Source organism: Nocardia mexicana NBRC 108244 (assembly GCF_001613165.1).
Lineage (GTDB): Bacteria > Actinomycetota > Actinomycetes > Mycobacteriales > Mycobacteriaceae > Nocardia > Nocardia mexicana.
The window spans coordinates 1-22,249 of record NZ_BDBV01000112.1; the positions used below are offsets into that span (position 1 = coordinate 1).

Below are 22,249 nucleotides of genomic sequence, written 5' to 3' on the forward strand. Positions count from 1 at the left end.
CGCACGGCCACATTCCCGTCGTCGCGGCCCCCTGGGGCCGCGACGACGGGATCAACTTGGCGGGGCGGCGGTGATGTGGGCGGGCCGGGCATTTCGGAGGGTCAGGCGGGGTCGAGGCGGATGGGGACGCCGTTGAGGTGGGACATGCCTGCCAGGCGTTCGACGTCGGCGGGGTCGGTGGACATCAGGAGGTTGACGTTGGCGCCGCCCGCGGCGGTGGCGCGGCGCCAGCCGGCGGTGTGGCCCCAGCCGTGCGGTACGGCCACGGTGCCCTCGGTCATGTCCTCGGTGAGGCGGGCCGTGACCTCGATCGCGCCGTGCGGTGAGCTGACCCGGCAGCGGTCGCCGTCGGCGATTCCGGCGACGGCGGCGTCCTTGGGATGGATGCGTGCGGCGTGCTCGCGGCGGGCCACCAGGGAGTCGGCGTTGTGCATCCAGGAATTGTGGGATTTCAACTCGCGCATGCCGATTATGCGCAGCGGATAGGCGGGATCGATCGGCGGGGCCGCCAGCTCGCTCAGCTCCGTGATGATCTCCGGCGGCGCCAGCCGCACCCGTCGATCCTTGTGCTGCACCACCTTTCGCAGCACCCCGGTGGTGATGCGGTCGGCCAGCACCAGCCCGTGCGGATGGCGGCGCAGTTTGCGCAGGCTGATTCCGTTGCGACGCAATCCGAATCGGTCACCGTACGGCCCCGTACGCAATGCGAGATCCAGGAGCGCTCTGGGTCGCACCCGCGCCGCACGACCACCCGGCACGCGGCGGCGCAGCTCGCCGAGCATCCGGGCGGGAGGCCCGAAGGTGAAGGGCTGCACGCCGATTCGCCGCGCGATCTCGTCGATGATCTCCCATTCCTGCCGCGCCTCGCCGTAGGGCTCCAGCACCGGTTCGGTGTACTGGGTGTACGGGACCGGGGCCAGCGCGGCGAACGGCAGCGGCACGTCGTCGCGCTCCAGGAAGGTGGTGGCGGGCAGCACGTAGTCGGCGGTGCGGTTGGAATCGGTGAGGTACAGATCGATCGACACGAACAGGTCGAGTTCCCGTAGCGCCGCGGCGAGTTCGTCGCTGCCCGGCACCGACTGCACCGGATTACCCGCAGAGGTGAACAGCGCCCGCAGCTGGCCGGGCCCGGGCGTGGTGATCTCCTTGGCCATGATCGCGGCCGGGAAGGTGCGCAGCACCTCCGGGAAATCGCCGATGCGGGAACGCGTCTTGCCGTACTTGATCAACCCCAGCCGCGCATTGAGCTCCGAGACCGCCACCAACTCCTTGCCGAAGACACATCCGCCCGGCCGGTCGAGGTTTCCGGTCACCGCCGCCAGCGCATCGATGAGGAAGGCGACCAGGGTCGCGTGCCGCCCCAGGCAGGTCCCGGTGCGCCCGTACACCGCCGCGCGGGGTGCGGCGGCCAGATCGCGGGCCAGCGTGCGCACGGTATCCGGATCGACGCCCGTCACCGGCGCCGTGACCTCGGGCGTGAAACGAGCCACGGCCCTGCGTAGTTCGGCCACCCCCGCCGCCTGTTCGCGCAGCGCGGCCGCGTCCTCCAGACCCTCGTCGAAGATCACCTGCAGCAGCGCCGCCAGCAGCCAGGCGTCGGTGTCCGCCCGCACCCCGACATGTTCGAACAGCCGAGCCGTCTCCGTGCGCCGCGGGTCGACCACGACGACCCGCCCGCCGCGCTTGGTGATATCGGTCAGCTTGTCGCGGATCCGGGGCGCGCTGACCACGCTGCCGTGCGACACAACGGGATTCGCGCCCACCATGAGCAGGAAGTCCGTATGGTCCAGGTCCGGCACCGGCACGCTGGTCAGCGACCCGTACAGCAGGTGGCTGGCCACGAAACGGTTGTTGACGTCCTGGGAGCCCGCCGAATACACGTGCCGCAGCCCGGCGGCGAGCTGAAAACCTACGATCCACAACGTATGCGAGTAGGAGAACGACGACGGATTGCCGAAATACCAACCCAGACTTTCCCGCCCGTGCGCGCCGATGATCGCCCGCAGCCTGGCGCCGATCTCGTCGAGCGCCGTCTCCCACGACACCCGCTCGAACGCACCGTCGGCACCGCGCCGCAGCGGATACAGCACCCGCTCCGGATCGTTCTGCACCTCGGTGAACGCAATCCCCTTGGGACAGGCGAACCCCCGCGACAACGGATGCTGCTTATCGGGCCGCAACTGCACCAGCCGCCCGTCCTCGACGGTGGCGATCAACCCGCAGAGCGGTTCACAGATTCGGCAGTATGTCGGCACCTCGCGTGCTGTCATGTCTCAAGACAACACCTGATCCAGCGTGAGGAACAACACATTTCCGGCCAGATCCGCCGCGGAGCCGATGCGCGCCGCGCGCCCGCCCCGACCGTTCGAGTGCAGCCAGACGAAGCCGTGCTCGGCCAGGTCCACGGTGCGCGGCAACGCCGCCGCGACCGTCGCGGCGTCGTCGACCCCGTCCAGGCTGATGCGCGCCGACGAGGCCCGCAGCGCCGGCCACGCCGCCGCGAAACCCGGATGCAGCGGCCGCGCGTCCACCTCCTCCTCGGGCACCCAGGCCAGCTCGGCGCTCTCCCGATTCGCGGTGGTGGCCAGCGGTTCGGCGGCATCGGCGACCACCGTGGTGTAGGTCCAGCCGCTGGGCGCCGTCGCCGTTATGCGCTCGCCGCGCACCCGCACGGCCTCCGGGACGATTCCGGTCTCCTCCTGCGCCTCCCGCACGGCGGCGTGCACGCTGGTCTCGTGGCTGTCGCGGGCGCCGCCGGGCAGCGCCCAGGTGCCGCCCTGATGACTCCACGGCGCCCGGTGCTGCAGCAACACCATGGCGCCGCCGCCGGTCCGGGGCGCCCGCAGCAGCAGCCCCGCGGCACCGAACAGGCCCCACTGCCGCGTTCCGTCGGGGGAGTCCACAAAACCGTCTCCGTCACCACGCATGCTCGTCTCGTCCCATCCTCGCCACCACTGCCGCACCCTTGCCACGGGTGCCGGGGCGACACACCCGAGACGGCGTCGGTACGACCACAATAAGCTCAGTCCGGCACGGTACGGGCCGGACGGCGATCGGAGGTGACCATGACTCGCAGCCTGCCACCGCGGCTCGACGAGCTGTCGCCACGCGCCGCGGCGGCCGCCGTACGCCGCCGGTTGGACGACACCGACCTGCGCGCATTCGCCCATTCCTCCCCCGCCAAGCTGATCACCATCGGCCTGCTGCTGCTGGGCATGTGCCTGCTCGCCGGGGCGGTGGCCTCGTCGACGGTCGACAACCGGCAGCAGGCCCTGGACCATCTGCTCGACGAGGCGGAGCCGGACGCGTACTCGGCCCAGCGGCTCTACGCCTCGCTGTCGGTGGCCGATGCGGCCGCGGGCACGGCGTTCATCTCCGGCGGCCTGGAACCGAAACCGGTGCGCGACCGGTACAGCCAGGCCGTCGGCCAGGCGTCCGCGGAACTCGTCGCACAGTCCAACGCCGGGCGCAACGGGCCGGGCACCGATGCCGACGGCCACCTGCGGGCGGGGATCGCGACCCACCTGCCCGTGTACACCGGCCTGATCGAGACCGCCCGGGCCAACAACCGCGAGGGGCATCCGCTCGGCGCCGCCTATCTCAGCGAGGCGTCGAATCTGATGCAGTCGACCATGCTGCCGATGGCGCGCGAATTACAGGAGCACCGGTCCGTGGCGATCACGGACACCCAGCGCCACCACGTGCAACCGCCGTGGGTGGCGATCGCGCTGCCGATTCTGACGCTGGGCGCGCTGGTCGGCGCGCAGTGGTATCTGGCGCGGCGCTGGCACCGGGTGCTGAATCCGGGCCTGCTGCTGGCCTCGGGCACGCTGGTGATCGTGCTGGCCTGGACGGTGATCGCGGGGTCGATCTCGGCCGTGGCCACCACCCAGGGCCGCGACGACGGGGCGATCCCGACCTCGGAGCTGACCGAGAGCCGCATCCTCACCCAGCAGGCCCGCGCCGCCGAAACCCTGAAGCTGGTGCGCCGCGACGCCAGCGGCGACTACGACCGAATCTACGACAAGGCCATCTCGGATCTGACCATGCTGCTCACCCGATATCCGCACGGCGCACCGGGTTCCGATGACGTCACCACCGCGCGCGGGGCGCTGGACCGCTGGCGCCAGGCGCATCAGCGGATGAACGACGCGCTGGGGCGCGGCGACTTCCCCGGCGCCAGCGCCGTCGCGATCGGTCCCGGCGCCAACGGGGCCACCGCCGACGTCGAGGCGCTTGACAACGCGCTGCGCGGCGGCCTCTCCGATACGCGAAACACGTTGCGCAGCGAGGTTTCCGACGCGGCTCGCTCGCTCGATCTGCTGGCGCCGGGCGCGCTGGTGCTGTCCATCCTGGCCGCCGTCCTCGTGGTGGCGGGCCTGTGGCCCCGGCTGCGGGAGTACCGATGAGGGCGGCACCGATGCGAGCGCGGGCGCTGCTGCTGATCGCCGTCGCCCTGCTGGCCGCGGGCTGCCACGACCGGTCCGCGGCCCCGCCGCCGACCGACAGCACCGTCAGCTATTCCGAACCGCCGTATCCCGCGAAAGCCGTTCCGGCGCAGACCCAGACGCCGCTGCCGCCGGAGCCCGACAAGAGCTGCGACGCGACGGCCAGCCTGCGCCCGAGCGCCGCGGGCGGACCCACCGTCGACGCCATCCGCGCCCGCGGCCGATTGCTGGTCGGACTCGACCCGGGCAGCAATCTGTTCAGCTTCCGCGATCCGATCAGCGGCACGCTCGCCGGATTCGACGTCGATATCGCCAAGGAGATCGCGCGCGACCTGTTCGGCGACCCGGAGCGGGTGGAGTACCGCATCCTCGGCTCCGCCGATCGCGAACGCGCCCTGCAGGAACACACCGTCGACGTGGTGGTGAAGACCATGACGATGACCTGTGAGCGGCGGGCGCGCGTGACGTTCTCCACCACCTACCTGATGTCGCACCAGCGGGTGCTGGTCGTGAAGGATTCCGGCATCAAGAGCCTGGACGATCTGGCGGGCAAGCGGGTGTGCGTGGTCACCGGCACCACGTCGCTGGATCTGATCCGCCGCAACCAACCGGCCGCGTCGATCCTCACCGTCCCCGCCTGGGCCGACTGCCTGGTCGTGCTGCAGCAGCGCCAGGTCGACGCGGTCAGCACCGACGACGCGCTGCTGGCCGGGCTGGCCGGGCAGGATCCGTACGCGGAGGTCGTGGGCGGCAATCTGAGCGACGAGCCGTACGGCGTCGGCATCCCCAAGGGCGACGACGATATGGTGCGCTTCGTCAACAACACCCTCGACCGGCTGCGCTCCGACGGCACCTGGAACCGCATCTACCAGAGGTGGCTGTCGGTCCTCGGCCCGTCTCCCGGCCCACCGCAGCCCCGGTATCAGGATTGATCCCGATGCCCGATCCCGGCGAATCCTCCTCCGGCCCTACCGAATCCGTGCCCGGCCCGCCGCGACCGGACCCGGAGCCGACGTCGGCCCAGCGGCACGACCAGACGCAGGCGGTACCACCCGAGACCGCAGCGGTTGCTCCCGAAACCGCGGCGGTCTCCCCCGAAACCGCGGCGGCCTCCCCTGAAACCGCGGCCGTCTCCCCCGAAACCGCGGCCGTCTCCCCCGAAACCGCGGCCGTCTCCCCCGAGACCGCGGCCGTCTCCCCTGAGACCGCGGCGGCCTCCCCCGAGACGTCCGCGGTCGAGCCGGGCACCGTGGCCGGTCCGGAGCCCACCCGCGCGGATTCCCGACCGTCCGGCCGCAGCGGACGCACTGTCCGCACCCGCCCGACGGTGCGGCGGCTCGGCGCCGGTCTGGTGCCGATTTCCACTGTGCCGCCGGTGGATCCGCGCTCCGTGGTACTGACCGACCCGGTCGTCGCCGAAGCGCGCCGGTTCTGCTGGCGCTGCGGGAAACCGGTCGGGCGGGCCACCGCCGGTCATCCCGCGACCACCTCCGGCGTCTGCGAAGTATGCGGCGCCCCATACGATTTCCGTCCCTACCTGAGTGTGGGAGATAGGGTTGCCGGTCAGTACGAGATCCAGGGCTGTATCGCGCACGGCGGACTGGGCTGGATCTTCCTGGCCGTCGACCGCAATGTCAGCAACCGCTGGGTGGTGCTCAAGGGCCTGCTGCACAGCGGCGACGCGGAGGCGCAGGCGGTGGCCGTCGCCGAGCGTCAATACCTCGCCGAGCTGGCGCATCACAGCATCGTCAAGATCCACAATTTCGTCGAGCACCCCAGCCCCGAGGGGGTGCCGGTGGGCTACATCGTCATGGAGTACGTCGGCGGGCGGTCGCTGCGCAACATGCTCGACTCCTACGAGCGCCCCGACCGCATGCCGGTCACCGAGGCCATCGCCTATGTGCTCGAGATCCTCCCGGCGCTGGAATACCTGCACTCGCTGGAGCTGGCCTACAACGACCTCAAGCCCGACAACATCATGGTCACCGAGGATCAGGTGAAGCTGATCGATCTGGGCGCGGTGGCCGGATTCGAATCCTACGGAAACCTGTACGGCACCAGGGGCTTTCAGGCACCCGAGATCGCGAAGACGGGGCCGACGGCGGCCTCGGACATCTATACGGTGGGCCGCACGCTGGCGGCGCTGACCCTCAACCTGCCGACCGAGAAAGGCCGCTACCTCGACGGCCTCCCGGAGCCGGATTCCGAACCGCTGCTTGCCCGCTACGAGTTCTTCCACCGGCTGCTGCTGCGCGCCACCGATCCGGATCCGGCGCGCCGCTTCCCGTCGGCCCGGGTGATGACGACGCAGCTGACGGGCGTGCTACGGGAGATTCTGGCCACCGAGACCGGCACCGAACAACCGCAGCTGTCGACCGTGTTCAGCCCGCCGCGCACCAGCTTCGGCACCGAGGAACTGGTCGCGCAGACCGACTCGTACGTCGACGGCGCCGAGCGCAGCAAGAATCTGCGTGCCCGCGATGTCGCTGCGGCACTTCCGGTTCCGGTGATCGATCCGTCGGATCCCTCGGCCGCGCTGCTGGCGGGAACCGTGCACCCGGAGCCGCGGCATGCGCTCGACGCGGTGCGCACCGCCCGCCAACGGGCCGCGGCCGAGCCGGGCGGCGCGCCGGAGAGCTTCGAGGCCGAATGCACATTCGCCGAGGCCCGCATCCACCTGGACCTGGGCCAGCCCGCCGCGGCCCGCGATGTGCTGCGCCGGATCGAGGACGACGACTGGCGCGTCGATTGGTATCGCGGTCTGGCCGCGCTACTCGAGCTCGACTACCAGCGCGCGTTCGACCGCTTCGACGCGGTGCTGCAGGCGCTGCCCGGCGAGGTCGCGCCCAAGCTGGCACTGGCCGCGACCGCGGAACTGGTACTGCAGCACTGGGATTCGCCGGACCCCGGGCAGTGGCGCCGGTATGCGGAGAAGTTCTACGCCACCGTCTGGCGCACCGACCGCGGGGTGGTGAGCGCGGCGTTCGGCCTGGCCCGGCAGTTGAGCGCGGCCGGGCGCGTCGTCGAGGCGGTGCGGGCGCTGGACGAGGTACCGGCCGCCTCGCGGCACTACGGCGAGGCGCGGATGACCGCGGTCTTGATGTTGCTCACCGCGGCGCCGGTGGCCGAACTCGGGGAATCGACGCTGCACATCGCCGCGGCCCGGGTGCAGGCGCTGCCGCCGAGCGAGCACCGCGCCAACCAGATGCGTGTGCTGGTGCTCGGTTCGGCGCTGGCCTGGCTGCGCGCGGGCAACGCCCCGAAGCTGCCGGATGCCACGCTGTTCGGCGAGCCGTTCACCGAGCGCGAGCTGCGTCAGGGCACCGAGACGGGGTTGCGCGGGCTGGCCCGCACCGCACCCGGCCGCACCCACCGCTACGCCCTGATCGACCTCGCCAACGCGATCCGCGCCAAGACCTGGGTGTGAGCGGTCGGTCCGATCATGAGTATTTCGTGAATGCTCAGCCGACCAGGCGGGCCGCCGCGCGGGCGATCGCCAGCTCCTCGTTGGTGGGCACCACCAGCACCGGCACCTCGGCCTCCGGTGGCGAGATATAGCGGGCCGCACGGTCTTTCGCCTCGTTGCGGGCGGGATCCACGGCGATGCCGAAGCGTTCGAGCCCGGCCAGCGCGTCGGCGCGCACGCGCGCGTTGTTCTCCCCGACACCGGCGGTGAAGGTGATCGCGTCCACCCGGCCCAGCTCCACCAGGTAGGCGCCCAGGTAGCGCCGCAGCCGATGCACGTAGACGTCGTACGCCAGCCGGGCCGCCGCATCCCCGGTTTCGATGAGCCCGAACAGCTCCCGGAAGTCGTTCACCCCCGACAGGCCCTTGATGCCCGAGTCGCGGTTGAGCAGATTGTCGATCGCGTCGATGTCCATATTCGCCGTGCGCGCCAGGTGCGGGACGATCCCGGGGTCGAGGTCGCCGGAGCGGGTTCCCATCACCAGCCCCTCCAGCGGAGTCAGGCCCATCGTGGTGTCCACCGCGCGACCACCCCGAATCGCCGACGCCGAGGCGCCGTTGCCCAGGTGGAACACGATCTGGTTCAGCTCCGCCGGATCCCGGTCCAGCAGCTCCGCGGCCCGGCCGGATACGTACTCGTGCGAGGTGCCATGGAAGCCGTATCGGCGAATACCGTGTGCGGCAGCGACTTTCGCATCGATCGCATAGGTCTTGGCCGCATCGGGCAGGCCGTGGAAGAACGCGGTGTCGAAGACGGCGACCTGCGGCACGTCCGGCAGCAGCGCCCGGGCCGATTCGATTCCGGTCACGTTGGCCGGATTGTGCAGCGGAGCAAGCGAAGACAGCTCATCGATCGACCGCACCACCGCGTCGTCGATCAGCGTGGGCCGGTAGAACACCTCGCCGCCGTGCACCACCCGGTGCCCGACCGCGGTCAGCCCGGCGGTGGTCAGGTCGTGACCGCCGCGGGCGAACAGATCGAACACGATCCGCAGGCCGGTGGCGTGGTCGGGGACGGCGCCGTCGTGCTCCAGCGTCCGGCCGTCGCTGTGATGCTCGACGGTGGGGGCGCCGGGAGCGACCGGCTCACCGATCCTCGATACCTGACCGGAGGCCACCACCGCACCCGAATCCGGATCCAGCAGTTGATATTTGATCGACGACGACCCGGAGTTGATCACCAGGACCTGCATCGTGCGCCTCCTGTCTGCCGCGGTGTTCCCGATGCGGGCAACGCCGGGGGTTTGCTACGCATTCCTGCTGTATCCAACGCAACACCTTCGCGCACTGTCGGCCGCGCGTTCCTCCTGCCGCGCCTGTGGCGGCCGGGCCGCAACGCACCCGAGCGGTCCACGTCCTACGCCCGCGACTGCGCCTGGATGGCGGTGATCGCCACCGTGTTGACGATGTCGGCGACCAGCGCACCGCGCGACAGGTCGTTGACCGGCTTGCGCAGGCCCTGCAGCACCGGCCCGATCGCCACCGCACCGGCGCTGCGCTGCACCGCCTTGTACGTGTTGTTCCCGGTATTCAGGTCGGGGAAGATGAAAACCGTTGCGCGCCCGGCCACCTCGGAGTTCGGCAGCTTGGCGCTGGCCACCGTCGGCTCGATCGCCGCGTCGTACTGGATCGGCCCCTCCACCAGCAGCTGCGGGGCGCGCTCGTGTACCAGCTTGGTCGCCGTGCGCACCTTGTCGACGTCGGCGCCGCTGCCGGACTCGCCGGTCGAGTACGACAGCATCGCCACCCGCGGGTCGATCCCGAACTGGGCCGCGGTGCGCGCGGAGGAGATCGCGATATCGGCCAGTTGTTCGGAGGTCGGATCCGGCACCACCGCGCAGTCGCCGTAGGCCAGCACCCGGTCGGCCAGGCACATCAGGAACACGCTGGAGACGGTGGACACCCCCGGTTCGGTCTTGATGATCTCGAACGACGGCCGGATGGTGTGCGCGGTGGTGTGCGCGGCGCCGGACACCATGCCGTCGGCTACTCCCTCGTACACCATCATGGTGCCGAAATACGAAATGTCGGAGATCATTTCGCGCGCCCGCTCCACGGCCATGCCCTTGTGGGCACGCAACTTCGCGTACTTCTCCGCGAACTCCTGGCGCAGCTCGCTGGTCTTCGGGTTCAGCACCTGCGCGGCATCGATGTCGACACCGAGTTCGGCGGCGCGCCCGCGCACGGCCGCCTCGTCGCCGAGGATGGTCAGGTCGGCGATCTTGCGCTGCAGCACCCGACCGGCGGCGCGCAGGATGCGGTCGTCACTACCCTCCGGCAGCACGATCCTGCGGCGGTCCGAGCGAGCCCGCTCGACCAGCTGATATTCGAACATCTGCGGCGTCACCACCGAGGGCGCGGGCACCGAGATCAACTCGGCCAGCTTGCGCCCGTCCACCCGCTGCTCCATCAGCGCCAGGGCGGTATCGACCTTGCGGACGCTGGACAGCGACACCCGGCCACGGGTGCGCGACACGGCGCCCGCGGTATCGAAGGTGCCGAGCCGGGTGGTGAGGATCGGCAGCTTCGGCTTCAGGCCCTCGATCAGCCGCGCGATCGCGGGATGCGGCGGCATGCCCCCGTTCATGACGATGCCCGACAGCGACGGAAACCCTTCCGCCTCATGGGCATTCACCAGCGCCAGCAGCGCGTCGGAGCGATCGCCCGGAACGATGACGGCGACGCTGTCGCTGAGCCGCTCCAGGATGTGCTCGGCCGTCATGCCACCGACCATCACCGACAGCGCCTCGCGCTGCATCAGCTCGGGATCCCCGGAGTACAGCTCGCCGCCGATGGCCGCGCACAGCTCGGACATGGTCGGCGCGGTCAGCAGCGGCACCTCGGGCAGCGTCCACGACGTCGCGCAGATGCTCCGCACGGCATCGGCGACCTCGTCCAGCCGGTCCGGATCACAGCGATTGACCACGATGGCGGTCAGCTGCGCGTGCTCGGCGGCGAGCTCGCCCTCGCACAGCTCGGCGACCTGCACGATCTGCTCGGGCGTGCGGCCGGAACCGCGCAGCACCAGCAGCACCGGGGCGCCCAGATTCACGGCGATGCGCGCGTTGAAGCGGAGCTCGCTGGGGCTGGCCACATCGGTGTAGTCGCTGCCGACGATGACCACCGCGTCGCACAGCTTGGCCACGTCGTGGAACCGCATGACGATCTCGCCGATCGCCGCGTCGGGATCCTCGTGCACCTGCTCGTAGGTGACGCCGCAGGCCTGGTCGTAGTCGATATCGGCGGTGGAGTGCTCGAGCAGCAGCTCCAGGATGTAGTCCGGTTCGGTCGCCGAGCGCATGATGGGCCGGAACACACCGACCCGCGGCGTCGTCGCGGACAGCATCTGCAGCGCGCCCAGGGCCACCGTCGATTTTCCGGTGTCACCCTCGAGCGAAGCGATGTACACGGTGGACGGAGCGGTATCGGCCATACTCGAGAGCCTAGTGATCAACGGTGTCCGATATGACCGGCCAGTAGCAAATAGTTGGAAAATCACACCCTGCCGGGTGGGCCCACCGTGAGCTGCGCGGGGCGCGGCGCGGGCTTCTACGATTCCCCCATGGCAGCACAGTTTCCGGACCGGCAGTGGGGATCGCGCACGGGTCTGCTCGGCCGCATGGCCAGTCCGTTCGCGGCGTCCAAGATCGGGTCCCTGATCATCCGCAAGCTCACCCCGCTGGACCGGAAGGTGCTCGAGCGCACCGCGGGCCGCTACACCGTGCTCGGCCCGATCGGCATTCCGGTCATCCTCTTGACCACAACGGGCCGCAAGTCGGGGCAGCCCCGTACCTCACCGCTGCTGTACGTCCACGGCGGCGACGTGCTGTATGTGATCGGCAGCAATTTCGGCCAGGCGCACCACCCGGCCTGGACCGGCAACCTGCTCGCCGACCCCTCCGGCACCGTGACCATCGACGGACAGCGAATCCCGGTGCGCGCGAGCCTGATCGAGGACGAGGCGAAGAAGGCAGAGATCTTCGACAGATTCGTCGAGACCACCGAGGCGTACTCCGCCTACCGCAGCAGGACCACCCGCGACCTACGCCTCTTCGCCCTCACCCGCGCCTGAGTCCTCCTCCGAATCGCCCTCGGGCACATTCCTTCCCGCCTCGGGGAGGCCGTTCACGACGCCTCGCGTGTTTGATGGTCTGCAATGTATCGGCCGACCAGGGAAGAACGAGTGTCTACGAAGAACATTGCCCGCCATGAGTTTCCGCTCGAAGGTATGGAGGAGGCGGTGGAAAGTCTCGGTCGGACCATGGATTGGATCCTCGGGGAGTTGGAGGACCCGAACGACACCGGCCGCTCCAACGCCCTGGCCGCGGCGCTGGCCACCGCGAAAGCGCATTCGGCCCTGGACCCGACGGCAACGAAGTTTCCCACCTGGGAGGCATGGATCACGGCCATGCAGATCGGTTCGGCCCTGTTCGATTCGGCCACGGCGGCCGAGGGACCGGTGCCGTGCCGCGTCGGGATCGAGGGCGAGGTGCGCAATCTCCCCGCGACCGGCCCGCGGTACTACCTGCATCCGGGAGCCTGGGTCACCGCGTTCTACCTCGCGGTGATCTGCCGCGAGAACGATCGCCTGGAACGACTGGCGCACGTGCCCGTCGAGTTCCTGCGAGCCTCCGGCGCGGTGGTCGACGAGTACATCTACGACTGGGTGGAGACCCTGCAGAACCTCTGGTTCGGCCGCGAGGAAACCTGGGACACGCTGCTGACGGCGGTGAACGGCACGGCTCCCGAGGTCACGCGGGTCGCCGAGGTCGAACTCATGCTGAAGCAGCTGTATCCGCCCCTCGAGCTGCTCCATCGCTACCTGAGCCGCGAGACCGACCGGTTCAACGCGGCGCTGGACGACGCGTTGACCTGGCACCACGAATACTGGACCGCGGAAGAGGACCGGTCGTGCAGCACCGAGGGCCTGGTCGCTCTCGGGCCGCTCGCGATCGCGTGCATGGCGCGCGACGCCGATATGCCGATCAAGGTGGAATCCGACTACCTGCCCAAGGTACTCCTGGAATTCGGCTGGATCGGCGAGGTGGATGCCTGAGCGAGCGAATCCTCGCTCAGGCCAAGGACATTCGGTCGGCTACAGGGCCCGCAGCCGCGGCGCCAGGTCGCGCTGGAACAGGTCCAGGAAGCGGCGCTGATCGTGGCCGGGGGCGTGGAACACCAGGTGGTTCAGGCCCGCGTCCACGTACGGCTTGATCTGGGCGACGGCCTCGTCCGGATCGCTGGCGACGATCCAGCGCTTGGCGATCTGCTCGATCGGCAGCGCGTCGGCGGCCTTCTCCATCTCGATCGGGTCCGTGATGCTGTGCTTCTGCTCGGCGGTCAGCGACAGCGGCGCCCAGAATCGCGTATTCTCCAGCGCCAGTTCGGGATCGGTGTCGTAGGAGATCTTGATCTCGATCATCCGATCGATATCGTCGCGGGTGCGCCCGACCTTGGCGGTGCCCTCGTCGACGGCGGGCATCAGCTTCTCGGTGTACAGCTCCATGCCCTTGCCCGAGGTGCAGATAAAGCCGTCCCCGGCGCGCCCCGCGTACCGCGCCACCAGCGGGCCGCCCGCGGCGACGTAGATCGGGATGCCGCCCTTGGGCACGTCGTAGATGGACGCGCCGACGGTCTGGTAGTACTGCCCCTCGAAGGTCACGCGGTCACCGGTCCACAGCGCCCGCATCAGGTCGACGGATTCACGCAGCCGCGCGAACCGCTCCTTGAACTCCGGCCACTCGCCCTTGTACCCGGTGGCGATCTCGTTGAGCGCCTCGCCGGTGCCGACACCGAGCATGATGCGGTCGGGGTACAGGCAGCCCATGGTCGCGAACGCCTGCGCGATCACGGCCGGGTTGTAGCGGAAGGTGGGGGTCAGCACCGAGGTGCCGAGCTGGATCCGCTGCGTGCGCTCGCCGACCGCGGTCATCCACGCCAGCGAGAACGGCGCGTGGCCGCCCTCGTGCCGCCACGGCTGGAAATGGTCGCTGACCGTGGCGCTGTCGAGTCCGTGCTCCTCGACGAGAACCCCGAGCTCCACCAGCTCCCGGGGGCCGAACTGTTCCGCCGACGCCTTGTACCCGAGCTTGAGTCCACTCACTGCGCCACTCCTGTTCGCTGTCGCTTACGTGCTGTGGGGGCCTGAACCCCGTCGACCGTGTGCAGCGCTGGACGGCGGCGCCGTATTTCGAAACTGACGCATTTCGAAGCGGCTGCCGACGAGCGCGGTCTGCTTCGAACATAGTCAGCGGCGATGGCGGGTGTGTGAATGGTCGCAACTTCCCGAGTTGTCCACATCCGAATAGCCGATAGCTCAGAATTGACTCGTGACTGCCGACAACGAACCGATCCTGTCCTACCTGACCGATATGGACGGGGTGCTGGTGCACGAGGATCATCTGGTGCCCGGCGCCGACAAGTTCCTGTCGGAACTGCAGGCCAACGACATCCCGTTCCTGGTGCTCACCAACAACTCCATCCGCACCCCGCGGGATCTGCAGGCGCGGCTGCGGCACACCGGGCTCGACATTCCGCCGGAGGCGATCTGGACCTCGGCCCTGGCCACCGCGACATTCCTCGACGAGCAGCGGCCGGGCGGCACGGCCTATGTGGTCGGCGAATCGGGCCTGACCACCGCGCTGCACGACATCGGCTACGTCCTCACCGACAGCGACCCGGACTACGTGGTGCTCGGCGAGACGCGCACCTACTCGTTCGAGGCGATCACGACCGCGATCCGGCTGGTCGAGCGGGGTGCCCGGTTCATCGCCACGAACCCCGACGCGACCGGCCCCTCCCGGGAGGGCGTACTGCCCGCGACCGGCTCCGTCGCCGCCCTGATCACCCGCGCCACCGGCCGCGACCCGTACTACGTCGGCAAGCCCAACCCGCTGATGATGCGCTCGGCGCTGCGCCGCATCGGCGCGCATTCGCAGTCCACGGTGATGATCGGCGACCGGATGGACACCGACGTGATCTCCGGCCTGGAGGCCGGGATGCGCACCATCCTCGTCACCTCGGGCATCTCCACCCGCGCCTCGGTCGAGCACTACCCCTACCGCCCCACGGCCGTCCTGGAATCCGTCGCCGACCTGGTGGGCCGGACCTCGAATCCGTTCGCCGCCTGATCGACGGAGCGGGATCCCGGCCAAAAGCTTGCGGAGGCGGGGTCCGTCGGCTCGACTACTCGTGTTCGATGCGGTCCAGGGCGGCGGACAGGTCCGTGAGGGCGTCGGCGATCTCAGCCAGTCGAGCCGTACCGATTTCGGCCACAAGGCGTTTCGCCATCTCGGCGTGCTGGGGGTCGATGCGGCGGACCGCCTCCAGACCGGCGTCGGTGACGGCCACCAGCTTGGCCCGCTTGTGTGCGGGGTTGGGGCGGTATTCGGCAAGGCCCTTGTCCACCAGCAGATCCGCGATGCGCTGCACGCTCTGGCGGGTGATGCCCATCTCGCGGGCGATCCCGGCCACCGGCAGCGGTTCGCGCAGAATCGCGCCGAGCACCTGCCACCACGCCGCCGTGATGCCCGCCGGTCGGGCCAATTCCTCTGCGATGGCGAGGAATTGGCCGTTCAACTTGAACGAGGTCACCGCGGCGGTCGCGAACAAATCCTGATCGGTGCGCCGACTCGACGCTTCGCTCGCACGATTACTCACTGCGGCACCGTATCCGGCGTCCGCGCGGCCTCGTACTCGGCCAGCGCGTAGAAGCCCTGGGCATCGTTGCGGCCGTACAGCGCATACCAGGCGTCGAGCACGTGCGGCTCGTAGACGCCGAGGCGGGCGAGGACCGCGCGGGCGAAGTCCACCGGCTTCGTACCGGTGGCGGTGATCAGATCTCCGTCGGTGACGGCCGTCTCCCGCACGAAATGCTCGCCGCCCGTATATCCGCTGGCGGCAAGGTAATCCGGGTCGTTGCTGGTGTGCGGCCGGGCGTCGAGCAGCCCCTCGACCGCCAGCCCCCAGGTAGCCCCGCAGATCGCCGCGACCGGCACCCCGGCCGCGAGAAACTCCCGCGCCTTGCGCCCGAACGCCGCCAGAACACCGGCCTCCCACGTATCCGCCCCCGGGAGCAGCAGCATCGCGCTCTCGGCCGGAGACAGCTCGTCGAGGGTCATGTCGGGGACGACCCGCATCCCGCCCGCCGAGACGACCGCCTCACCGGTCAGACCCACCGTCCGGACCTGCCAGGTCCCCGGCTCGCGCTGCCACATCGCCCGATTGATATGCGCCGTGGCGTACCCCAGCTCCCAGTCGGAGAAGGTGTCGTAGACGGCCATGTGCACTGTTTTCATCATGACAGCATTCTGTCATTTTTGACAGTAAGCTGTCAATAGTGACAGATCGCCTCGCCGCGAGCAGGCTGGTAGGCGACACCGCAACACGTCCGCCCGCGCTAGTTCGGGTGCCCTAATAAATGTGTTAGCTTGACCGAACCGCTGTGACCATGGGTCGCCCGCGACCATGGGCGCGCCCGTTCCACCGATCGGAGAGCCGCATGAACACACTCGTCGACCGCGTGCACGCGATCAATTGGAACCGCCTGCCGGACCCGAAGGACGCCGAGGTCTGGGACCGGCTCACGGGGAACTTCTGGCTGCCGGAGAAGGTGCCGCTGTCCAACGACCTGCACACCTGGGAACAGCTCGGCTCGACCGAACAGCAGCTGACCACAAGGGTTTTCACCGGCCTGACCCTGCTCGACACCGCCCAGGCGACCGTCGGCGCGGTGGCGATGATCGCCGACGCGATCACCCCGCACGAGGAGGCCGTGCTCACCAATATCGCCTTCATGGAGTCGGTACACGCCAAGAGCTACAGCTCGATCTTCTCCACGCTGTGCTCGACGCGGCAGATCGACGAGGCCTTCGACTGGTCCGAGCGCAACCCGCACCTGCAGAACAAGGCGCAGATCATCGTCGACTACTACCGCGGCGACGACGCGCTGAAGCGCAAGGCGGCCTCGGTGATGCTGGAGTCGTTCCTGTTCTACTCCGGCTTCTTCCTGCCCATGCGCTGGTCCGCGCGCGGAAAGCTCACCAACACGGCCGATCTCATCCGCCTCATCATCAGAGACGAAGCGGTGCACGGCTTCTACATCGGATACAAATGCCGGCGCGGGCTGGCGGAGCTGACCGAGGCCGAACGCAGGGACCACCGCGATTACACCTACGAGCTGCTGAATGCGTTGTACACCAACGAGATCGACTACGCCCACGACCTCTACGACGCGGTCGGCTGGACCGAGGATGTGCTGCCGTTCATGCGGTACAACGCCAACCGCGCGCTGGCCAACCTGGGCTACGAACCGTTCTTCGACACCGCGGAATGCCGGGTGGATCCGTCGATCCTCGCCGCCCTGGATCCGGGCGCGGGCGAGAATCACGACTTCTTCTCCGGCTCCGGCAGTTCCTACGTCATCGGCAAGCAGCAGCAGACCGAGGACGCCGACTGGGACTTCTGATGCGGGTCGCTAGGACCGCCCGGTGTCGTCGGTCGATTTCCCACGATGCCGCCGGGCCTCCCCCGCCTGCCGCTGGAACGCCTCGGCCTGCCGCCGGGACTGTTCCCGCTCCGCCTCGGCCTGCCGCTCGGCCTGCTGCCGGACGGCCTCGACTTGCCGCCGCTCCTCCTCGGGCACCATGACCTTGGCCTGGTAGACGGTCAGCGCGCTGCCCGCGCCGATACCGCTGGCCAGCACGGCCACCCCGGCGATCCACGAGATATGCCAGAAGGCCGCGACGACACCGGCGGTCGAACCGGACAGGCCGAGGGACTTGGCCATGGTGGGCATCCAGCTCAGCTTGGGATAGATGTCGGGCGCCGGCCAGTCTTCGATCAGCACCATCACGGCCAGATGCGGCAGCCCGATCGCGAACGAGATGACCGCGATCATGGCGGTGAGGTCGAGCGGGCCGGAGGTGAGGAACGGCTGAATGACGACGGTCCCGATGGCGATGAGCCCGCCGTACATCAGCCGGTCCTGACGCACCCAGGCCGCCCGCTCCTCCGGCGAGACATTCGCCATCCAGTCGCTGTCCTCAACGGCGCCCATGGAGCCATCGTCGATGGCCGAGCGTCCGAATCGAAGCATCGCCCCGGCGTGTCCCCGAGGGAGGAAACCTCAGCCCAGTGCCTGCTCCAGGTCGCCGAGCAGGTCCTCGACGTCCTCGAGACCGACGGAGATCCGCACCACGCCGTCGGTGATGCCCACCGCCGCGCGGCCCTCCGGGCCCATGGCCCGGTGGGTGGTGGTGGCCGGATGCGTGATCAGCGTCTTGGCATCGCCGAGGTTGTTGGAGATGTCGACGATGCGCAGCCGGTTGAGCACCTCGAACGCCCGCTTCTTCGCCTCCTCGGCCGGGGCGGCCAGTTCGAAGGTGACCACGGTGCCGCCCGCCGACATCTGCCGCGTGGCCAGCTCGTGCTGCGGATGTGACTGCAGGAACGGGTATTTCGTCCAGGAGACGGCCGGATGCCGCTCCAGGAACTCCGCGATCCGCAGCGCCGACTGCGCGGACTGGCGCACCCGCAGCGGCATGGTCTCCAGGCCCTTGAGCAGGGTCCAGGCGTTGAACGGGCTGAGTGCCGGGCCGGTGTGCCGCATCAGCGTCTTCACCGGGCCGTCGATGTACTCCTGGGAACCCAGGATCGCCCCGCCGAGCACCCGCCCCTGGCCGTCGATGTGCTTGGTGCCCGAATACACCACCACATCGGCGCCGAGATCGAGACTGCGCTGCAGCAGCGGCGTGGCGAAGACGTTGTCCAGCACCACCTTCGCGCCCGCGGCGTGCGCCAGCTCCGACACCCGCCGCACATCCACGAGGGTCTGCATCGGGTTGGACGGCGTCTCGAAGAACACCGCCTGGGTCGGCTGCGACAGCGCCGCCTCCCACTGGTCGAGGTCCTCGCCGTCGACGAAGACGGTCTCCACGCCCCAGCGCGGCAGGATCTCGTTGCAGACCACGAAGCAGGACCCGAACAGGCTGCGCGCGGCCACGAGTCGGTCGCCGTTACCCAGAAGCGCTGCGAGCGCGGTGAATACGGCCGCCATGCCGCTGGCCGTCGCAAAGCAGGCCTCGGCGCCGTCGAGCAGCCGCATGCGCTCCTCGAACATGGCGACCGTCGGATTGCCGTAGCGCGAGTACACGAAATGCTCTACGTCGCCGGTGAATGCGGCCTCGGCCGCCTCGGCGCTCTCGTAGACGAATCCGGAGGTCAGATACAGCGCCTCGGACGTCTCCTCGAAGCCGGAACGCCGCAGGCCCCCGCGCACCCCCAGGGTCGCCGGGCCCACGCCCTCGGGCAGCGGCTTGTCGAACGCACCTCCGGTGATCACGCGAGCCTCCGATCGTCACGCGCACCGGTGGCCGAACAGCACCCGGTCGACTCGCCCCCGCTCATTACTACACCCCGGCCGCACTCGGCCCCGCCGCGCGCAGGGCGCGCCGAGCGGATGGTTCGCACATCCGCCCCGCTCACGACTGCCTCCACGGCAGTCCGTGTGCCCGCCAACCCGCGCCACCGCGGTGGCCCTGCCCGTCCAGCGGGCCCTCGAAGCCCTCGAGCACGTTGTACGAGGGCTCGTAACCGGCAGCCGTGGATGCTGTCGCGGCACCGATGGACCGCTGCCCGGACCGGCACAGGAAGATCACCGGTGCGTCGGCGCCCGGAGCACGGTCCGCGAGCACCTGTTTCAGCTGATCGACGAACTGCGCGTTCGGCGCGCCGGTGCCGTCCACCCACTCGATCAGCGCCGTCGGCCGGTCGATCGAGCTGGTGTCCGGCACCCCGACGAACCGCCATTCGGCCTCGGTGCGCACGTCGATCAGCACCGCATCGGGATTGTCGTGCAACAGATCCCACGCCTGCTTCGGCGTGATATCGCCCGCATAACTCACTTCTCATACCTCCTGAGAATCCGCACTTGCCGCATCGTGGAGACTTCGACGCGTGGCCAGGTCGTCACCCGGAGCACCCCACCGCGGAGGAGGGTTGCCGACCAGCGAGCCGGGGCTTGGCGCTGGCACTCATGACCTGGATCGAGAGTGCCTGGCCGCAAGGTCGCATGTCAAACCCCAGTTCGTACAGCGGCTCACTCATCCGCCGCACACCAGCCAGGTGCCGTCGATTCGCGCCAGGTGCCAGGTCGCGGTCGATTCGCGGCCGTCGATAGCGCTCGTCACGGCGGCCGTGGCGCGGTCGCCGTCGAGGCGCGTGTCGGCGACCTTCGCGACGTCGACCTGCTTGCCGAGCACACCGGGGCCCAGCGGCGAGCGGCCCTCGTCGAAGCCGGGACAGGCCGTGGTCGCCCGCCGCCCGGCATCCGAATCCGCTTGGGCGGTCGAGAAATTACGCACGGCGGCCGCGATCCGATCGGAATCTGTGACATTGTTCTCAACCGGCCGCGCCAGCGCGAGAGCCACGATCCCGCCGATCACCAGCACCGCCACCACCGCGGCGGCGACGAACGGGATCACCGACCGGGTGGTCTCGCGTTGATCGATCGCGGGTGCGTCCTCGGGGGTCTCGTCCATGCACCGATCATCCCTGGTCGGCGCGGGTGTCCGAGATCACATCGGCATTTCCCGCCGGATCCCGGGAATAACCGCGATAGCAGCCACCGATAGAATCAGCAGAACCCCCGGCTCAGGCCGGTACGGACCACATCCCCGCGCAGCAACGAAGCAGCATCGATGGGATGTCGGATCGGCCGGGTGCAGCCCGGACCACACGTCAACTTAGCCTAAGCTAAGAAAGACGGCTGAATACACGGCTGAGTACATGACGACAGAGTTCTCGACCAGAGGGTGCGCGTAAGAATGACCGAATACAGTGCGAACGACCCGCTGCGCATAGCGATCGTGGGCGCCGGACCGGCCGGAATCTACGCCGCCGACGCCCTGATGAAGTCCGATGCCGAGGTGAGCATCGACCTGTACGAGCGGATGCCCGCGCCGTTCGGCCTGATCCGCTACGGCGTCGCGCCCGATCACCCGCGCATCAAGGGCATCATCACCGCGCTGCACAAGGTGCTCGACAAGCCGCAGGTGCGCCTGCTCGGCAATATCGACTACGGCACCGATATCACCCTCGACGAGCTGCGCCAGTTCTACGACGCGGTGATCTTCTCCACCGGCGCCAACGCCGACCGCGCGCTGCCGGTGCCCGGTATCGACCTGGACGGCTCGCACGGCGCCGCCGACTTCGTGTCCTGGTACGACGGCCACCCGGACGTGCCGCGCAGCTGGCCGCTGGACGCGGAGAAGGTCGCGGTGCTCGGCGTCGGCAACGTCGCCCTGGACGTGGCGCGGGTGCTGGCCAAGACCGGCGACGAGCTGCTGCCGACCGAGATCCCGCCGAACGTTTACGAGGGCCTGAAGGACAACAAGGCGATCGAGGTGCACGTGTTCGGGCGCCGCGGTCCCGCGCAGGCCAAGTTCACGCCGCTCGAGCTGCGCGAGCTGGACCACTCGCCGAATATCGAGGTCATCGTCGATCCCGAGGACATCGACTACGACGAGGGCTCGGAGGCGGCGCGCCGCCACTCCAAGCAGGTCGACATGGTCTGCAATACGTTGGAGCAGTGGGCGATTCGCGATGTCGGCAACCGCCCGCACAAGCTGTTCCTGCACTTCTTCGAGTCGCCGCACGAGATCGTCGGCGAGGACGGCAGCGTGGCCGGGCTGCGCACCGAGCGCACCCAGCTCGACGGCACCGGCAACGTCAAGGGCACCGGCGTCTATCGGGACTGGGACGTGCAGGCGGTCTACCGCGCCGTCGGCTACCTGTCGCAGAACATCCCCCAGCTGCCGTTCGACGAGCAGGCGGGCACCGTGCCGAACGAGGCCGGGCGCGTGCTGGCCGACGAGGACGCCGACGGCGCCGATCGCTTCGTGCCGCAGACCTACGTCACCGGCTGGATCAAGCGCGGCCCGGTCGGCCTGATCGGCCACACCAAGGGCGACGCCAACGAGACCATCGCCTGCCTGCTCGACGACGCGGCGAACTTCACCCCGGCCGCCGAGCGCGAGCCGGAGGCTGTGACGAAGTTCCTGGAGGGCAAGGGAATTCCGTTCACCACCTGGGCCGGGTGGTACCGCCTCGACGCGCACGAGCGCTCCCTCGGCGAGCCGCAGGGCCGCGAGCGCGTGAAGGTGGTCGAGCGGCACGAGATGCTCGCCGCCAGCGAGCCGCACAAGGCCTGACCTCGCCCGAGGTCCCGGCGCTCGCCGGGACCGAAACGGGATCGGGACGGGGATTCGCGCACCCTCCGTGCTGACCGGATCCCCGAGAGGCCGAGGTGGCCGGAAGCAAGAATCCCCTTACATATT

Annotated in this window: 19 protein-coding genes, 1 pseudogene and 1 riboswitch; of the genes and pseudogenes, 8 read left to right on the top strand and 12 right to left on the bottom strand. The window is 69.3% G+C overall.

Annotated features, from left to right (window positions below; genetic code table 11):
* Nucleotides 1-101: 101 nt before the first annotated feature.
* Nucleotides 102-2,270, bottom strand: a complete 2,169-nt coding sequence (locus tag NM1_RS35625) for a molybdopterin-containing oxidoreductase family protein (protein WP_068030669.1) — start codon at nt 2,268-2,270, stop codon at nt 102-104.
* A gap of 3 nt (nt 2,271-2,273) precedes the next feature.
* Nucleotides 2,274-2,927 (bottom strand): NUDIX hydrolase, encoded by a 654-nt coding sequence (locus NM1_RS35630; RefSeq protein WP_068030672.1) that lies wholly within the window; start codon nt 2,925-2,927, stop codon nt 2,274-2,276.
* 138 nt (nt 2,928-3,065) lie between these two features.
* Between NM1_RS35630 and NM1_RS35635 the strand changes: the two genes are divergently transcribed.
* Together NM1_RS35635 and NM1_RS35640 are read left to right on the top strand one after the other, a co-directional pair.
* Nucleotides 3,066-4,409 (top strand): GlnX family signal transduction membrane protein, encoded by a 1,344-nt coding sequence (locus NM1_RS35635; protein ID WP_068030751.1) that lies wholly within the window; start codon nt 3,066-3,068, stop codon nt 4,407-4,409.
* 11 nt (nt 4,410-4,420) lie between these two features.
* Complete coding sequence (locus NM1_RS35640) at nt 4,421-5,380, top strand: glutamate ABC transporter substrate-binding protein (RefSeq protein ID WP_068030675.1); 960 nt, start codon at nt 4,421-4,423, stop codon at nt 5,378-5,380.
* On the opposite strand, the gene NM1_RS44740 is transcribed toward NM1_RS35640, so the two are convergent.
* Nucleotides 5,265-5,717 (bottom strand): hypothetical protein, encoded by a 453-nt coding sequence (locus tag NM1_RS44740; RefSeq protein ID WP_373864090.1) that lies wholly within the window; start codon nt 5,715-5,717, stop codon nt 5,265-5,267. The genes NM1_RS35640 and NM1_RS44740 overlap by 116 nt on opposite strands.
* Here NM1_RS44740 and NM1_RS35645 point away from each other — a divergent pair.
* A pseudogene (locus NM1_RS35645) lies at nt 5,599-7,875 on the top strand (serine/threonine-protein kinase); the annotation flags it as partial. The gene NM1_RS44740 and the pseudogene NM1_RS35645 overlap by 119 nt on opposite strands.
* Nucleotides 7,876-7,909: 34 nt before the next feature.
* Here the strand turns inward: NM1_RS35645 and NM1_RS35650 are convergent.
* Together NM1_RS35650 and pta are read right to left on the bottom strand one after the other, a co-directional pair.
* Nucleotides 7,910-9,106 carry an acetate kinase gene (locus NM1_RS35650; RefSeq protein WP_068030679.1) on the bottom strand — a complete coding sequence of 399 codons (1,197 nt, stop codon included), beginning with the start codon at nt 9,104-9,106 and terminating at the stop codon, nt 7,910-7,912.
* 164 nt (nt 9,107-9,270) lie between these two features.
* Nucleotides 9,271-11,346 carry a phosphate acetyltransferase gene (pta, locus tag NM1_RS35655; RefSeq protein ID WP_068030683.1) on the bottom strand — a complete coding sequence of 692 codons (2,076 nt, stop codon included), beginning with the start codon at nt 11,344-11,346 and terminating at the stop codon, nt 9,271-9,273.
* A gap of 129 nt (nt 11,347-11,475) precedes the next feature.
* Here pta and NM1_RS35660 point away from each other — a divergent pair, with 129 nt between their 5' ends.
* A complete protein-coding gene (locus tag NM1_RS35660) occupies nt 11,476-11,985 on the top strand; it encodes a nitroreductase/quinone reductase family protein (protein WP_068030754.1) in 510 nt (169 codons plus the stop codon).
* A 168-nt stretch (nt 11,986-12,153) separates the two neighbouring features.
* The gene (locus NM1_RS35665; protein WP_211339457.1) at nt 12,154-12,969 is read left to right on the top strand and encodes an immunity 49 family protein; all 816 of its coding nucleotides are present in this window, start codon (nt 12,154-12,156) and stop codon (nt 12,967-12,969) included.
* Between the two features lie 39 nt (nt 12,970-13,008).
* On the opposite strand, the gene fgd is transcribed toward NM1_RS35665, so the two are convergent.
* A complete protein-coding gene (gene fgd, locus NM1_RS35670) occupies nt 13,009-14,016 on the bottom strand; it encodes a glucose-6-phosphate dehydrogenase (coenzyme-F420) (RefSeq protein WP_068030688.1) in 1,008 nt (335 codons plus the stop codon).
* Nucleotides 14,017-14,284: 268 nt separating this feature from the next.
* On the opposite strand from fgd, the gene NM1_RS35675 reads away from it, so the two are divergent.
* Nucleotides 14,285-15,043, top strand: coding sequence for an HAD-IIA family hydrolase (locus NM1_RS35675; RefSeq protein ID WP_068030758.1), 759 nt, complete (start codon nt 14,285-14,287; stop codon nt 15,041-15,043).
* 55 nt (nt 15,044-15,098) lie between these two features.
* Here NM1_RS35675 and NM1_RS35680 read toward each other — a convergent pair whose 3' ends face one another.
* Together NM1_RS35680 and NM1_RS35685 are read right to left on the bottom strand one after the other, a co-directional pair.
* Nucleotides 15,099-15,572, bottom strand: coding sequence for a MarR family winged helix-turn-helix transcriptional regulator (locus NM1_RS35680; RefSeq protein WP_068030691.1), 474 nt, complete (start codon nt 15,570-15,572; stop codon nt 15,099-15,101).
* Nucleotides 15,569-16,213, bottom strand: a complete 645-nt coding sequence (locus tag NM1_RS35685; RefSeq protein ID WP_068030693.1) for a type 1 glutamine amidotransferase family protein — start codon at nt 16,211-16,213, stop codon at nt 15,569-15,571. Before NM1_RS35685 ends, NM1_RS35680 begins: the two co-directional genes overlap by 4 nt.
* Nucleotides 16,214-16,413: 200 nt before the next feature.
* Here NM1_RS35685 and nrdF point away from each other — a divergent pair, with 200 nt between their 5' ends.
* On the top strand, nt 16,414-17,379 hold the full coding sequence (gene nrdF / locus NM1_RS35690; RefSeq protein WP_068030696.1) for a class 1b ribonucleoside-diphosphate reductase subunit beta: 966 nt from the start codon (nt 16,414-16,416) through the stop codon (nt 17,377-17,379).
* A gap of 9 nt (nt 17,380-17,388) precedes the next feature.
* On the opposite strand, the gene NM1_RS35695 is transcribed toward nrdF, so the two are convergent.
* The 4 genes from NM1_RS35695 to NM1_RS35710 all read right to left on the bottom strand — a co-directional run bounded on the left by NM1_RS35695 (nt 17,389) and on the right by NM1_RS35710 (nt 20,452).
* Nucleotides 17,389-17,970: a hypothetical protein gene (locus NM1_RS35695; protein ID WP_068030699.1), complete on the bottom strand. Its 582-nt coding sequence runs from the start codon at nt 17,968-17,970 to the stop codon at nt 17,389-17,391.
* A 69-nt stretch (nt 17,971-18,039) separates the two neighbouring features.
* Nucleotides 18,040-19,254 (bottom strand): O-succinylhomoserine sulfhydrylase, encoded by a 1,215-nt coding sequence (locus tag NM1_RS35700; RefSeq protein WP_068030703.1) that lies wholly within the window; start codon nt 19,252-19,254, stop codon nt 18,040-18,042.
* A 139-nt stretch (nt 19,255-19,393) separates the two neighbouring features.
* Nucleotides 19,394-19,816 (bottom strand): rhodanese-like domain-containing protein, encoded by a 423-nt coding sequence (locus NM1_RS35705; RefSeq protein WP_068030706.1) that lies wholly within the window; start codon nt 19,814-19,816, stop codon nt 19,394-19,396.
* A 17-nt stretch (nt 19,817-19,833) separates the two neighbouring features.
* A riboswitch (SAM riboswitch) is annotated at nt 19,834-19,953 on the bottom strand.
* 61 nt (nt 19,954-20,014) lie between these two features.
* Entirely contained in the window at nt 20,015-20,452 is a 438-nt protein-coding gene (locus tag NM1_RS35710; protein WP_084520362.1) for an Rv0361 family membrane protein, read from the bottom strand.
* Nucleotides 20,453-20,737: 285 nt separating this feature from the next.
* Between NM1_RS35710 and NM1_RS35715 the strand changes: the two genes are divergently transcribed.
* Complete coding sequence (locus tag NM1_RS35715; protein ID WP_068030708.1) at nt 20,738-22,123, top strand: FAD-dependent oxidoreductase; 1,386 nt, start codon at nt 20,738-20,740, stop codon at nt 22,121-22,123.
* Nucleotides 22,124-22,249 lie beyond the last annotated feature (126 nt).